The 14,158-nt window shown below is 69.1% G+C and carries 14 protein-coding genes and 1 pseudogene; 7 read left to right on the top strand and 8 right to left on the bottom strand.

Annotated elements, in window-relative coordinates:
* Positions 1–196: 196 nt before the first annotated feature.
* From BQ7355_RS09470 to BQ7355_RS03910, 3 genes and pseudogenes are all read left to right on the top strand, one after another.
* Positions 197–454 (top strand): annotated as a pseudogene (locus BQ7355_RS09470) (immunoglobulin-like domain-containing protein); the annotation flags it as partial.
* A 44-nt stretch (positions 455–498) separates the two neighbouring features.
* Entirely contained in the window at positions 499–903 is a 405-nt protein-coding gene (locus tag BQ7355_RS09465) for an Ig-like domain-containing protein (protein WP_420806556.1), read from the top strand.
* A 102-nt stretch (positions 904–1,005) separates the two neighbouring features.
* Complete coding sequence (locus BQ7355_RS03910) at positions 1,006–2,109, top strand: IS110 family RNA-guided transposase (RefSeq protein ID WP_072414706.1); 1,104 nt, start codon at positions 1,006–1,008, stop codon at positions 2,107–2,109.
* Positions 2,110–2,497: 388 nt separating this feature from the next.
* Here the strand turns inward: BQ7355_RS03910 and BQ7355_RS03905 are convergent, their stop codons facing one another.
* Positions 2,498–3,607, bottom strand: a complete 1,110-nt coding sequence (locus BQ7355_RS03905) for a hypothetical protein (protein ID WP_072415019.1) — start codon at positions 3,605–3,607, stop codon at positions 2,498–2,500.
* A 337-nt stretch (positions 3,608–3,944) separates the two neighbouring features.
* On the bottom strand, positions 3,945–4,937 hold the full coding sequence (locus tag BQ7355_RS03900; protein ID WP_143761713.1) for a YdcF family protein: 993 nt from the start codon (positions 4,935–4,937) through the stop codon (positions 3,945–3,947).
* 331 nt (positions 4,938–5,268) lie between these two features.
* On the opposite strand from BQ7355_RS03900, the gene BQ7355_RS03895 reads away from it, so the two are divergent.
* A complete protein-coding gene (locus BQ7355_RS03895) occupies positions 5,269–5,826 on the top strand; it encodes a PTS sugar transporter subunit IIA (protein ID WP_072415017.1) in 558 nt (185 codons plus the stop codon).
* A gap of 358 nt (positions 5,827–6,184) precedes the next feature.
* On the opposite strand, the gene BQ7355_RS03890 is transcribed toward BQ7355_RS03895, so the two are convergent.
* Positions 6,185–7,426 (bottom strand): IS256 family transposase, encoded by a 1,242-nt coding sequence (locus tag BQ7355_RS03890; RefSeq protein ID WP_072414685.1) that lies wholly within the window; start codon positions 7,424–7,426, stop codon positions 6,185–6,187.
* A gap of 600 nt (positions 7,427–8,026) precedes the next feature.
* The gene (locus BQ7355_RS03885; RefSeq protein ID WP_072415016.1) at positions 8,027–8,941 is read right to left on the bottom strand and encodes an alpha/beta hydrolase; all 915 of its coding nucleotides are present in this window, start codon (positions 8,939–8,941) and stop codon (positions 8,027–8,029) included.
* A gap of 230 nt (positions 8,942–9,171) precedes the next feature.
* Here BQ7355_RS03885 and BQ7355_RS03880 point away from each other — a divergent pair, with 230 nt between their 5' ends.
* From BQ7355_RS03880 to BQ7355_RS03870, 3 genes are all read left to right on the top strand, one after another.
* A complete protein-coding gene (locus BQ7355_RS03880) occupies positions 9,172–9,444 on the top strand; it encodes an autorepressor SdpR family transcription factor (protein WP_072415015.1) in 273 nt (90 codons plus the stop codon).
* Positions 9,441–10,217 (top strand): SdpI family protein, encoded by a 777-nt coding sequence (locus BQ7355_RS03875; RefSeq protein ID WP_072415014.1) that lies wholly within the window; start codon positions 9,441–9,443, stop codon positions 10,215–10,217. The genes BQ7355_RS03880 and BQ7355_RS03875 overlap by 4 nt, the downstream gene beginning before the upstream one ends.
* A 142-nt stretch (positions 10,218–10,359) precedes the next feature.
* A complete protein-coding gene (locus tag BQ7355_RS03870; RefSeq protein WP_072415013.1) occupies positions 10,360–11,337 on the top strand; it encodes a linear amide C-N hydrolase in 978 nt (325 codons plus the stop codon).
* A 162-nt stretch (positions 11,338–11,499) separates the two neighbouring features.
* Here the strand turns inward: BQ7355_RS03870 and BQ7355_RS03865 are convergent, their stop codons facing one another.
* The 4 genes from BQ7355_RS03865 to BQ7355_RS03855 all read right to left on the bottom strand — a co-directional run bounded on the left by BQ7355_RS03865 (position 11,500) and on the right by BQ7355_RS03855 (position 14,118).
* On the bottom strand, positions 11,500–12,006 hold the full coding sequence (locus tag BQ7355_RS03865) for a hypothetical protein (protein WP_072415012.1): 507 nt from the start codon (positions 12,004–12,006) through the stop codon (positions 11,500–11,502).
* Between the two features lie 313 nt (positions 12,007–12,319).
* Positions 12,320–13,162 carry a MerR family transcriptional regulator gene (locus BQ7355_RS03860; RefSeq protein WP_072415011.1) on the bottom strand — a complete coding sequence of 281 codons (843 nt, stop codon included), beginning with the start codon at positions 13,160–13,162 and terminating at the stop codon, positions 12,320–12,322.
* A complete protein-coding gene (locus BQ7355_RS09345; protein ID WP_240307309.1) occupies positions 13,163–13,399 on the bottom strand; it encodes a hypothetical protein in 237 nt (78 codons plus the stop codon).
* Positions 13,387–14,118 carry an MFS transporter gene (locus tag BQ7355_RS03855; protein WP_240307308.1) on the bottom strand — a complete coding sequence of 244 codons (732 nt, stop codon included), beginning with the start codon at positions 14,116–14,118 and terminating at the stop codon, positions 13,387–13,389. The genes BQ7355_RS09345 and BQ7355_RS03855 overlap by 13 nt, the downstream gene beginning before the upstream one ends.
* Positions 14,119–14,158 lie beyond the last annotated feature (40 nt).

Raw genomic sequence — 14,158 nt, 5'->3', positions numbered from 1 at the left:
TAGCTATGAAACAAATTCTTCCTATATAGCTATCTCAAGCTACCGCTTGCCCGTCCCAGACAACCGTTTGCCGTACCGAACGCAACGAGCGGTGGACAATTCGCGTCCGCGAGAACAATGCCCTTAGATTAAATTTCACGTATATGAATTTGATTTTACAGATTAGCACACACATCGCGAGGATGGAGAGGAAGCCATGACCGACTGCGAGATCGTCCTGTCGGACATCGAGACACTGTATCTCGGAAACCTGGGGACCGTGGAGTTCGACCTCGACCTGCCCCGCGCCGGCAAGCACGGATCCACGATCACCTGGGAATCCGACGCGCCGCATTTCCTGGACGCCGAGGGCCGCGTGACGCGCCCCGCATACGGGCGCGGCAACCGCATCGTGACGCTCACCGCCACCTTCGCGCATGACGACGCCTCCGAGCAGCACGAGTACAGCGTCCAGGTCATCGAGCAGAACAGCGACTTCGTCGTCGAGGCGGCGACCCCATCGCCGTCGAGCGCGTCGCGGGCGCGGCGACCTTCCTGCCCGACGCCGTCTCCGCCACCACCGATGACGGGCGCACGCTCGCCCTGCGCGGCGAGTGGGACGAGGGCATCGAGCGCACCTGGCCCGAAGCCGGATCCTACACCGCCGCGGGCACCATCCACGGCACCGACTGCCGCGTGACGGCCGAGGTGACCATCGCCGCCGAGGCCGCGCCGCGCACCGCCGCCGAGGCCGTCGTTCTTGTGCGCGCCGAGGGCATGCCGTGCCAAAAGGGACGTACCCTAACGGCACAGTTAAACGTTCGGCGTGCCGTTAGGGTACGTCCCTCTTGGCGAGGGCCTGTCCCTTTTGGCACGGGCGGCACCCGGCCCGCTGCGCTGCGGGCACGAGACGATATGAGTTGAACATTGGGAGCCCCTCCCCTTGTAGCTCTATCGTGGGTCGGGCGACAATGGTCGTAACGCCAACCGTGGCCGCGCGCCACATGCGACGGAGAGGGGCCCGCCATGTCCAATTATGTCACAGCCATCGGTCTCGACGTCCACGCGAGGAGCATCTCCGCATGCGCCTTCGACCCCATGACCGGCGAGGTGGTCCGGGCCAGGTTCGGCTACGACCCGGCGTCGGTCGCCGAGTGGGTCCTGGGGTTCGAGTCGCCCAAGGCGGTGTACGAGAGCGGCCCGACCGGCTTCCACCTGTGCCGCGCCCTGCGCGCCCTCGGCGTCGACTGCGCCGTGGGCGCCGTCTCCAAGATGCACCGGCCCGCGGCCGACCGGGGCCGCAAGAACGACCGGCGCGACGCCGAGTGGCTGGCCAGGCTCCTCGCCTGCCGCAACGTCGTCGAGGTGTGGGTGCCCGATGACCGCACCGAGGCCGCCCGGGACCTCTCCCGCGCGCTCGAGGACGCCCGCGACGACCTGCAGCGCGCCAGGCAGCGCATGTCCAAGTTCCTGCTCAGGCACGGCCTGGTGTTCGACGAGACGACGCCGGCCGGGCGCCGCAGGTCGAACTGGACCGAGGCGTACTGGAGGTGGGCGAGGTCGATCGAGTTCGGCGAGGCCGACGACGCGGCCGCCTACGAGCACTACATGGACGCCGTGGAGCGCTGCGCCGAGGCCAAGAGGGAGCTCGAGCGCAAGGTGGAGGAGGCCGCCGCGCGCCCCGGGTGGGCGCCTGTCGTCGACGCGCTCTGCCTGGTGAAGGGCATCGACGTCGCGAGTGCCTTCCTGCTCGCCGCCGAGGCCGGCGACTTCTCGAGGTTCCCGACCGCGCCGTCGTTCGCCTCGTGGTGCGGCCTGGCCCCCTCGGAGCGCTCGAGCGGCGAGACGGAGTCGCGCGGCGGGATCACCCGCGCCGGTAACGGCCACGTCCGGCGCGCGCTGGTCGAGGCGTCCTGGCACGTCCCGATGTCGACGAGGCACCCCAAGAAGCCGAGGCCGGGCCACGGGGTCGCGCCGGCCGTGTCGAGGCACGCCGCGAAGTGCAACCGCCGCCTGCAGGACAGGCGGGACGCCATGTCCCAGGCGGGGAAGAGGCCGTGCGTGGCGAACTGCGCGACGGCCCGCGAGATGGCCTGCTGGGTCTGGGCGATAGCGCTCATGGCCCGGTAGCGCCCGCGGCCCCATAGGAGTCCGACCCCGGGGGCTCGCCGCGCTCGAGGCCGTTGGGAGGCCGTTCCAGTCCTTTTTCTGGGCGGCGGGAGACCGCCACGCCCGCCACGAGACTGCGACCGAGCGGAGGCCCCCAGCCGTAGCAACGAGATGCGGTTCCGACCCGCGGATATTAGAGTGCCGAACGTGCGTCGAGCAGACACGCCCTCAAGCGGCGCGGCCACCGGGTGAAGATAGATGGACCCTGCCCTCCGCGGTAGCTCCGCGGAGGGCAGGGCCTTTTTGCCACTTGACAATGTTCAACTCATATTAAAAAGCCCCCCGGCCCTCGTGCGTGAGGTCCGGGAGGCGGAATCAGGCGGGTGAACGCACGCGGAGGGGCGCACCCCTAGCGGATGAAGTCCCAATCGAACTTGGTGTCCAGGTCGTAGACGCGCGGACGCCCCTCGATGTCGTAGTCGTCCTTGTTGAAGCACCACGGGCGCGGCAGCGACTTCTCCGGGTACACGCTCGCCATGAGCTCGTAGCCCATCGAGTCGTACTCGAGCAGCTCGTCGCGGGTGTTCACCGGGCCGCGGATGCCGTCCCAGCGGCCGTCGATGCCCTCCTCCATCACGTTGAACCACACGGTGGAGAGCGTTGCGAAGTGCTCCTCGTAGTTGGAGATAGCGTACGAGCTGGGCCAGAGCCCCGCCTCGACCGCATGGGCGTACGCGGCACGGACCTGGTCGGCGGTGGACTGGTCGTCGAGGAAGTTGATGCCGACGAGATGCACCGTGTGGCCGAACTCGTGGACGAGGATCATCTCGTGCGGATAGCGCGTGGCGTAGCGGCCGGACTGCAGCCGGATGAGGTTCGCCTCGGAGATGGAGCCCATGGGGTTGTCCGCCTCGCCGCCGAAGCCCTCGACGGGACGCGTCGCCAGGCGGTAACCCATGCGGCGCTCGGGCACGTCGTACGCATCGTACTTGAGGCCGAACACGGCGATCTCGGCCCCACGATCGACGAGCTTCGCGGCGATGTCCGGGCGCTTCTCGAGCATCATGTCCACGATGCTCGCCGCCACGTCCAGCGTGTAGGGCTGGATGACCTTGCTGCCCTTGATGCGAATGCCGTCGCGCGTGGTGGTGAAGCTCGTGTAGTGCGGCTTGTAGGTAAGGGCGTAGCGGCGGTCGCAATCGACGGGGCGGTCGAGCAGGTCGCGCACCTCGCCCGTCACGCGGACGGTGATGTCCTGAGCGCGGGCCGTGTCGACCGGATCGACGAGGCAGATCGTGGTGCAGCACGTCTCCTTCTGGTAGACCGTGCCAAAGTCCCACGGCATGTCGCGCGTCCAATGCACGAGCGGCAGCACACGGCCGTCGAGAACGACCTCGAAGTAGCGCTCGTCTTCGGCATGATGGACCTGCGTGTTCCAGTAGAGCTCGATGCGGCGGGCATCGATGAGACGCGCGTCGAAGATCTCGGGTGCAGGGCACGGGTCGGTGAAGCCGTCCATGGTATTCCATTCACGTGGGCGGACGGCGCTCGAGGTGGACCCGCCCCAGCTGCATGTAGGAGGGGCGGGCGATGCGGCCGCGCATGCTCGGCTTAATCGTCTCTCTATATTCTGAACAAAATTCACTAGTGTGAAATAATGAAGCACAGACGGCACCCGTCGTTCGATGCGCGGCACAGGGCACGCGGGCCGGGACGGCGCATCGCAGCGGGGCGGCGCCGGGACAACCGCCTTGCCGAGCATCCCGCGCGGCGAGGCCACCAGCGGGAGCCTGCGAAACCGCGAACGGGAACCAGCAAAGCTGTCAGCGGGAACTCATGAAGCCGCCCGCAGTCCCCTAGAATGCGACCCCCGCGACCCACACCAGCAGTATCGCCGCATACGGCCACCAATTTCCCGCGGTCACGGCGAGAAACTCGCGCACCACCGAGCGGGCCCACGACGCGCGGGCGCTGCGTGCAGGGGCCGCATCGGCATCGACGCCGAACCGCCTCGCATACCCCATGCAGCGCGGGGCATGGAACTCGCTCGTCGCGATCGCGGCGCGGTAGGGCACGCCGCCCGCGGCGGCATCCATCACCCGCTTGGAGCAGCGCAGGTTCTCCTCGGTCGTCGCTGACCGGTCCTCGTCCAGGATCGACATCGGCGGAACGCCGCGCCCCTCGAGGTAGGAGCGCATGGCCGCGGCCTCCGAGACCTCCTCGTCGGCGCCCTGGCCCCCGGAGACCACGATGGCAGGGGCCCCGCCTCCCTGGCTCCAGAGGTCGAGCGCGCGGTCCAGGCGCGTCTCGAGCAGCGGGCACGGTCGGGTGCCGAACAGCGCGGCTCCGGGAACCACGATGAAGCGATAGGGCGGACGGCTCGGCTCGAGACCGCGGAGGGCCCATGTGCCCAGGGAGAACGCCGAAAGAGAAACGCAGAACCAGAGCGCCTCGGCGGCGAGGAGCTTGGCCGCCCGCCGCGCCGCGCCGGAACACGACGCGCCCGCGACCGACGGGGCGAGCAGGGCGAGCGCGACCGCTGCGGCCAGCATCAGGGGCAGGACGCTCAGGACCGCGACGCCGCGCTGCCGGAATTGCAGCACGGCGTTGACCGCCAACAGGACAAGCGACGCGGGGACGCAGGCGGCAGATGCCGCCCGGAGCGCGTCGGTGGCCGTCCCCCCGAACACCGCCAGGACGGCACAGCAGACCGACGCCGCAGCCAGCGCGACACGACGCGAGGCGCCGCATCTCATCCCCAGCGCCGCGGCAGCCAGCAGCAGCGCGGGCGCGAGCGCACCGACAGCAGAAGCGAAGCCGTCCATCTCTCCCCCCTTTCCGATGCGCACCAGCATATACCTTGCGCGCGGCCCCCGCATCGTGCGCCTCCGGCGCATGCGGAGCGCGCCAGGCGAACCGATACCCCCTCGGACCCGATGCGCGGACGGCACGGCGGGATGCCGGCGCACCTCGCCGCAACGCAGCGGGCCCCGCGCGACGGCGGCCCCCTTCCGCATCCCGACCCCATGCGAAACCGACAACCCTTTGTTTAGCGTTGATTCGGTTGGCTTTACGTGTGTGCGCGACCGCGCGCGCAAACGTGCGGTCACCGGGCAGCCCGCTTCGGTAGAATAGACAAAGCGCCGCATCATGCGACGCGCCAGATCACTAGGAGGTCACATGAACCTGCTCCAGAAGATTCGCAACTCGTTCACCAGCACCGACGAGACCGTTCCCGCCGCCGCGTCGTTCGCGACCCGCCCCGACACCATCTACGCTCCCATCAGCGGCATGCTCGTCAGCATGCCCGAGATCAACGACGAGATCATCTCGTCCGGCCTTCTGGGCGACGGCTACGGCATCCTGCCCGTGGGCAACGTCATCTACGCCCCCGCGACCGGCCGCATCGACACCGTCACCGTGACCAACCACGCTATCGGCGTGCTCACGCCCGCCGGCCACGAGATCCTCATCCATGTCGGCATCGATACCGTCAAGATGGAGGGCAAGGGCTTCAAGCGCCTCGTCGAGGCCGGCGACCAGGTCGTCGCCGGGCAGCCGCTGCTCACGTTCGACCCCGCCGCCATCGCCGCGGCCGGCTACGAGGACATGGTGAGCATCGTGCTGTTCAACCCGGAGGCGTTCTCCAAGGTCCGCCACGTCGGCGAGTCCAGCACCCTCATCGACAACCGCCCGCTCGTCAAGGTCGGCGACCCGCTCATCGTCGCCAAGCTGTAACGAAGCGCACGGCCAATCAAGGAGACGCAAAAGGCGCCGCCCCGAAGGGCGGCGCCTTTTGCGTAACGGCAGGGCTTCGTCCCACCGCGAGCGCGTGGCCCCGCGAGCGCATCGCATGCGGACCTGAACGACAGGAAAGCCCAGGCGCCAAACGGCTGGAACCCGAGAAAGACGGCGCGGAGCGGGCCTGCGGTAATCGCGTGGCGACGCGCCATCGCAACCTGCAGGTCTTGGACGCAAATGAAGCGCGGTGAGCCGCCATAGAACCAGACTAGAGGGTTGTTATTTTTATTTTTTTATCGCGTCACGAAAAGTGGTGTAGGGCCGTTCCCCCGGGGTCGCAGCCCCGCCCCGTATGCTACGCCGCCCTCCTCTTCCTGTCGAACGCCTCCTCCACCAGCCTGAGCACCCTCTCCTCGCCGCCGGGTTCCTCGGGCAGGGGTTCGCGCTCGTAGCCGGGCTCCAGGCTCCTCCTGTCGATGAAGTTGCGCTCGCACGCCCAGGCGTCGTTCTGGTCGCAGCACACCGCCCCGACCAGGCGCACGAGGGACTCCGCCGACGGGAACACCTGGACCACCCTCGTGCGCCGCTTGATCTCGCAGTTCATGCGCTCCTGGACGTTGTTCGTCCTCACCCAGTGCCGGTGCTCCCGGGGGAACGCGAGGTAGGCGAGGGCCGCGGGCGCGGCCTCCTCGAGGAGCTCGGCGCCGCGCTCGTCCACGGCGGCGAGCAGGTCGACGGCGCGGCGGTAGCCCGCCCTCACGAGCGCCGGGTCCGCCTCGGCGAAGGCGGCCTTGAGGGCCGCGACGGCGGCCGAGCCGTCGCCCTTCCTGCGGCAGCGCTCCAGCACGTTGCGCTCGAGGTGCGCGATGCAGCGCTGCCAGGCGGCGCCGGGCAGGGACTCGCGGACGGCCCGGACGAGGCCCTCGTGGGCGTCCGAGACGACGAGGCGCACGCCCGAGAGCCCGCGGGACCTGAGCGACAGCAGGAAGCCGCGCCAGGAGAGGTAGGACTCGGTGTCGATGCACTCTATGCCCACGACGCGCCTGCGCGCCGAGCCCGAGCAGGCCACCGCGGTGACGAGCGCCACCGACCTCGGCGCGCCGGCCTCGCGGCACGGCACGTAGGTGGCGTCGAGCCACAGGTACGGCCACTCCTCGGAGGAGAGGTCCGCGCCCCGCAGCTCCGCCACCTCGCCGTCGAGCCCCTCGCACAGCCGCGACACGCGGGACCGGCCCATCGACTCGAGGCCCAGGTCGGAGGCGACGGCCTCGACCTTCCTGGTCGAGATGCCCGCCGCCCACATGTCGCACACGGCCGAGGCGAGGGCCGTGTCCGTCCGCGACCAGCGCGCGACCACGTCCTCGGGGAAGTACGTCCCCTCCCTGAGCTTGGGGATCCTGAGCGTCACCCGCCCGACGCAGGTGTCGAGCGAGCGCTCGCGGTAGCCGTTGCGCGGCACCCCGAGCTCGGACGCCTGCTCGTCCATGACCGCGTTCAGCAGCCCCTCCAGCAGGGACCTCAGCGCGGCGTTGATGTCGATCGTGCCGTCGGCGCGGACGCCGGCGGCGGCGAGCGCCTCCTCGTGTACAGTGTCCATAGCGGTCGTTCCTTTCTCCAGAACCGTCTGTTGTGGTGACTACGATTCTAGGGAACGGCCGCGCCCTTTCGGGCGCCGGCCGGGATGCCGGCTACACCAATTTTCGGGACGCGTCCTATTTTTTTGCTTGACCCCCTACTTTTTTGGACAAATCTGCCAGATAGTAACGATTGCTCCGGACTATCTGAAAAACAGAGGCTTAAATTGAGCAACATACGTTGCTTATCTCAGAGAAATACGCTTCGAAAAGCCCCAAAGTGCCCTGCGGTGCGCGTGGTATAGAGGGTTGCATATTTTAAAGCCGTCATTATCTGGCAGATTTGTCCAAATTTGTAGGGGGTTATAAATAGAACAATATTGTGTAACCCCCTTTGAGGGGATAGCTGGGCCTTTTGCCTCGTCCAAGACGCCCGAACTGACAAGATAGGCTTTCCGAGCCGGCCGGAATCAACACAAGAGACGTCGAATCGCCCTATTGTCCGGCAAAGCGAGCCCGATCGGCCAAGCCCGATCGATTTATATAGCTGGTTTTACGCGTCCGGCCCGCCTGCCCGCAAGGGTACGCGCCCGCATCGGTCGGCGGCGCGACCCCTGCGGCCCCTACGCGTCCTCGACTCCCTGCCGGCGCAAAAAGGCGTGCGTCAGGGGAAGCCATGCGGCCACGGCCTCCTGACGTTCCTCGACACCCTCGACACGCGTGCTCGCGTTCGCGACGGAAAGCCCATGCCCGCCCGCGGCGAACACATGGAGCTCGTGGACGACACCCGCCGCAGACAGCGCAGACGCGAAATCGTACACCTGGCGCACCGGGCAGGTCTTATCGTCCGCAGTCGCCCAGATAAACGTCGGGGACATCGCGCGCGACACGTGCGATGCCGGACAGATCTCCTGCAGCCGCTCCTCGGTCGCCTCCCCGCCGGCCACGAGCGACAGGTACTCCATGAGCAGGTCGCGGCCGGTCTTTCCGCCCGTCTTGGGCACCCGCAGGTCGATCCGCGGGTCGCGCGTCTGCTCGTCGCGAGTCACGCGCAGGTCGAGCAGCGGATATCCCAACACCACGGCATCCGGCCGGATGGAGGCCGCCGCCTCCCCGGTAGCTGCGGAAAGGCAACCCTCCTTCCACTGCGCCGCAAGCGAGGCGCACACGAAGGCCCCGGCGGAGAATCCCACGACGCACACGCGCGCAGGGTCGATGCGCCACTCCGCCGCGTTCGCACGCACACGCGCGACCATCTTGGCGAGGTCGGCCTCCGGGTTGGGGAACGACGGGTCACCCGTCTCCTTCGTCACGTAATCGAGCACGAACGCCTGGTACCCATAGGCGAGAAACTCCAGCGCCACGGGCTCCTGCTCATGCCGGGCGATATGGGTGAACGATCCGCCGCCGCAGATGATGACCGCCGGCCGCAGCGCGCCGGGGGCCTTCGGGTTGGCGTCCGCAAGGTAGGACGTGAACGTCGCCGGGTAATCGGGCACCGGCTCCTCTCCCCACAGGGCATGGGTCTCGATGATCATCTTCGCTCGCCTTCGGTCTGGATGAGATGCAATGCGCGGCGCCGCGGGGCGACCGCGCAGGACAGCGTACCACGCGACGGCGCGAAACGCGCGGCGAGACGATGCGCACGCCTCCGAAGTCCGCCTAGGTTCTTGACACGAGACCAAGCAACCCTATAATCCTCATTTGTTAGATATATTTCTAATTATCTAACAGTCTCTGTAGCGCACTCGTTTCGAAAGGAGCAGCCATGGGGGAATCAGCCTTCAAGGCACTCGCGGACCCCACGCGACGACGGATCTTGGAACTGCTTCGGGCGGGCGAACTCACCGCCGGAGAGCTCGCCGAACACTTCGACATGACAAAGCCCTCGATCAGCCACCATCTCAGCACGCTCAAGGCGGCGGGCCTCGTCGACGCGGAACGCGACGGGCAGTCCATCGTCTACAGCCTCAACACCACCGTCATGCAGGACCTCATGAGGTGGTTCTACACCTTTACCGATAGGAGCGAAGACCAATGACCGACATCGAGAACACGGGCAGCAGACGGCCGGAAACGTCCGCACACGACAGGCGGGCATCGGGCGGGAACGCATCCGCGCCGACGTCCAAGTCGCCGCTGAGCCGCCGCGCGCTGCTGGCGCTCGGCGCGGTCTGCGTCGCGAGCTTCATCGGGCACCTCGTGCTCTTCCCGCAGCTCCCGGCCATGGTCCCCACTCACTGGGACGTCGCCGGCAGCGTCGACGGCTGGAGCCCCCGCGAGGCCGCGCTCGGACTCGACCTGCTGCCCCTCGGGTTCCTCGCGCTCTTCTACGTCGTGCCCCGTATGGACCCGCGCGGGCGCGCCTACAAGCGCATGGGCTCGTTCTACACCGGGTTCGTCGCGCTCATGACGCTTTTCCTGGTCGCCATCACCTGGACCACAGAGCTCACGGTCTTCGGGATCGTGCCCGAGGACAACAGCCCCATCGGCATCTTCGCGGGAACGACCGTGGGGATCGGCTTCATCCTGCTGGGGAACTACCTCCCCAAGATCAAGCGCAACTACAGCTTCGGCATCAAGACGCCCTGGGCGCTCGACGACGACCGCAACTGGCGCCTCACCCACCGCGTGGGCGGCGTGGCCATGGTGGTCGCGGGCATCGCGACGGCGCTCGGCGGCCTCTTCTCCCAGACGCTAGGCGGGTCTGCCGTCACCATCCTGATCGCAAGCGTCCTCGGCGCGAGCCTGCTTACCTGCGTGTACAGCTACCTGGTGTTCCGCAACGGCAACAGACCGCTGCGGATGAAGTAGGCGCCGCCGCGCTCCGGCGGGCGGGCCTCCGCGACCGCACCGTCGGCCGCGACCCGTCCCGCCGCCCAGCGGCCCCTGCGCGCAGCCCCCCCCCTTTCCCGGCGGGTAGATATGCATCCGTACCGCTTGCGAAAGGAGCCCCATGTGCACTGCCGTCTGCTTCCCCGATGACGCCGGAAACCTCTACCTCGGCCGCAACCTCAACTGGACCTGCGGCTACGGCGAGCGCTGCCGCATCGTCCCCGCGGGATACCGCCTCGCCTACACCCATCTGCCCGCCGTCCCCGCCAAGCACACCGTCATCGGCATGTGCGTCGACGCCGGGGGCTTCCCGCTCTTCTTCGACTGCGGAAACGACGCGGGCCTCGCCGTCGCGGGGCTCAACTTCCCCGGGTGCGCTCGCTACGCCAAGGACCCGCAGGACGGCGCCGCCAACGTGACCGTCTCCGAGTTCCCCTGCTGGGTCGCCGCGAGCTTCGGCTCGGTGGAGGAGGTCGTCCGCGCGCTCGAGGGGGCCGCGATCACCGTCGATGCGCAGGCGGGCGGAGCCGGCGGCGCGAGCCTTCACTGGATCGTCTCGGACGGCTCGCGGGCCGTCGTCGTCGAGAGCATGGCCGACGGCCTGCACGTGCTCGACGACCCCGTCGGCGTGCTCGCCAACGCCCCGGACCTCCCCTGGCACCTCACCAACCTGCGCACCTACACCGCCCTCAACACGGCCGCGCCGCAGCCCGTCCCCTGGGGCGAGCTCGCCGTGCAGCCGCTGGGCGTGGGCGCCGGCGTGCTCGGGCTTCCCGGCGACGCCTGCTCGCCCGCGCGCTTCACGCGCGCCGCGTTCCACAACACCCACCATCCCGTGCGCCGCGGCGAACGCGCCAACGTGGCGCGGATGCTCCGCACGCTCGGCAACGTCGCGATGGTCGAGGGGACCGCGCGCTCCGCGGACGGGGAAGCCGAGCGCACCCTCTACACGGGCTGCTTCTCCGCCGCGACCGGGACGTACTACGCGCAGTTCGACGGCGACCCCGTCCTGTACGCCGCCTCGCTCGCGCAGGCCGACGAAGCGTGCCCCGACGCGCTGTTCGAGTGCGCGTTCGCCCCGGCCTCGTTCGACGCGTAGCGAACCTGCCGCGCGCCGCGGGCCGCGGCTCCGCCTCGCGCCCCGGATCCCCCGGCATCCCCTCCTCGCACAAAGCGCCCCCGGCGCCCGGACTGCATGCCGGGGCGCCGGGGGCGCCATCGTGCGGGCAGATGCCACGCGAACAACCAGAGAGACTCGCCGTCAGGCGGCGGGCGCGGGTCGGTCGAGGGCGATCACGCGGCACACTACGAGGCCGAAGGCCACGACCTCAACCAGCCGCGCCTCATCGAGCACCTCCACGCTGTAGGCATCCCCCAGCCCTCCCAGCTCCTGCGTGCCCACCGCGATCTCGCTCCCGTCCTCGTCGCGCAGGCAGAAGCGCGTGGTCCACGCGCGGTGGATCGAGCAGCGCCACGCCGGCTCGTCCGCGATCACGGTGCTGTCGACGGTGCTCCAGGTATGGGGCCAGGTGCGCTTGAGGTCCATGGCGCGGCCGTCCGCGAACTCGATGCGGTGCGCACGGGATGCCTTCTCGAGGACCGGGGAGACCGTGGTCGCCACGATGGAGTGGGAGGCATCCTTCAGCCTGGTGAGATGCTCAGGCGAGAGAGGCTCGGTCTCGGAGGTGAACAGCACGGCGCCATCGGCCGCCTTCACCTCGACCTCGCTGTACACGCTCATGGGCTTTGACTTGAACGATAGCTTCACGACGCCTCCTCCTCACGCGGCCGCATCCGGCCTCCCCCTCGTTGTACCCGGAATGCGCGCCGGGCGCAAGCGAGACGGGCGGGGCTCCACCAGCGGAACCTGCGCACCGCAAGAAGCGCGCCCGATGCGCGCCGAAAGGACACGCGTGCCATGAGGGCGCATCCCTCATGGCACGGCGACGCGTTTCGCTAGCGAGCCCTAGACACCGGCGAAGCCAGCGCGCCCAATGCGCGCCAAAAGGGTACGTCCCTTTTGGCGCGGCGAGCGAGCATGCGGTCGGGGCGGGCGGCGCGGGCGCATGGCCCTTTGCGCGCTATCTGCCGCCCGCGCGCTCGGCGAGACGGCGCGTGAAGCGCCAGAACAGCTCGTCGGAGACGGCGAGCTGCGCCTCGTTGAACCCCGACGCCGCCGCCTGCTCGAGCAGGCGGTCGCAATCGGTGTCGGGCTTCAGCCAGTTCGCAGGGTCGAAGCAATCGGAGAGCCGCTCCAAAAACGCCATCCCCGCCTCGATCGCCACCTCGCGCTCCCCCGCCGAGGCGTCGTGCGGCAGCGCGTCGTACAGCGCGCCCAGGCGCCGGTACTCGTCCGCAAGGCCGCGCTCCGGGATCGCGCGGAACACGCGCTCGATCTCGGCGAGCTCCGCATCCGAGTACAGATGGGCGGCGATGCCCATAGCGAGCCAGTCGTCCTGCAAGAGCGCAGCGTCGAGCATCCCCGGGACCCCAGACCGCTCCTCGAAGGCGCGCAGGGCCCCCAGGGCGTTCGCGGCGCGCTCGGGGTAGTCGGCGGTCAGCTCGCCCTGGCGCAGACGCGCCACGGTCGCGCGTTGGCGCTCGAGATGCTCGATCTGGCGCGCGAGCGTGCGGTCCAGCTCATCGAGCAGCCCGTCGACGGAGGCCGAAGGGGTGTCGCCCGACAAGATCCCCTCGCCCGCCCGCTCGGCATCGAGCTCGTCGAGCATGGGGCCGATCTTGTCCAGCGAGAAGCCGAGCGAGGCGAGCTGGCGGATGCGCAGGACGCGCAGCAGGTCCTCCGGGCCGTACGAGCGGTACCCGTTTTCCGAGCGCGGCGGCTCGGCCAGAAGGCCTATCGCGTGGTAGTGCCGCAGGGTGCGCACCGTCACGCCCGCCAGGCTCGCCAGCTCGCCGCTTCTCATCTACTCGCACTCCTTGCACGGAACGGTCTCGTCACTCCCCTGTTGTACCACGTCCGCGCCGCGCGCGTCCCCCAGGTCGCGCAGGGCGGGAGCGACGAGCGTCGCCGCCGTCACGACGATCCAGGCCGCGGTGAGCGCGATGCCCGTGCCCTTGAGGTCGAGCGCGCTCAGCAGCGCCGAGCCCATGAAGGTTCCCGCGGGGGCGACGACGAGGTACAGGGCGTTCAGCGTGCCCATCGTCGAGCCGCGACGCTCGTCGGATACGCGGTCGAAGGCGAAGAATCCCAGCAGCGCCGAGGCGGGGCGGCCGCCAGGGCGGAGAAACCGGTCGGCGCGGAATCGGCGGAAGCATCCGCGGTGTCGGCGGGGACGGCCGCGCTCACGGCGCCCACCTCGCGCGGGAGCGTCGCGCTCACCGCGGACGCCAGGCAGGAGCACGCGGCCGTGACCCACAGCGCGTCGATGTCGCCGAGGGCGCCCATCAGCAGCGCGGCGGCCGCCGGCCCCGCGATGGTGGTGAGGGAGGCGAGCGACTGGCTGGCGCCCACGAACCGCTGCAGGTCGACCCCCTCGTGGCGGCAGACCGCCGGAAGCAGGGCGTCGCGCGCCGTCATGCCCGGCACGTCGCCCACCGCCCCCAGCAGCCCGAGCGCCACGAACCAGCCGAAGGAGAGCCCCCAGACCTCGTCCACGATCGGGAGCAGGGCGATGGACAGCGCCGAGACGAGGTCGGAGACCACGCACACCAGCTTGCGGTCGACGCGGTCGAGCACCGCGCCGCCCAGAAGCCCGAACACGAACTGCGGCACGGCGCAGATCAGCGCGAGCGAGCCCGCGGCGAGCACGTCCCCCGTGCGCGCCAGCAGCACCAGCGGGAGCACCACGCCCGCAATCGAGTTGCCCAGCATGGAAAGTGCGTCGGAGATGAGGTAGCGCAGCACGGCGCCTTTGAACATGGCGCCCCCTTTCGTCCCAAGGTCCCGGTTCTTTTCGGCA

Origin of the sequence: Collinsella phocaeensis, from assembly GCF_900119895.1 — a bacterium.
GTDB lineage: Bacteria > Actinomycetota > Coriobacteriia > Coriobacteriales > Coriobacteriaceae > Collinsella > Collinsella phocaeensis.
This window is presented reverse-complemented; position numbering and strand designations above follow the sequence as displayed.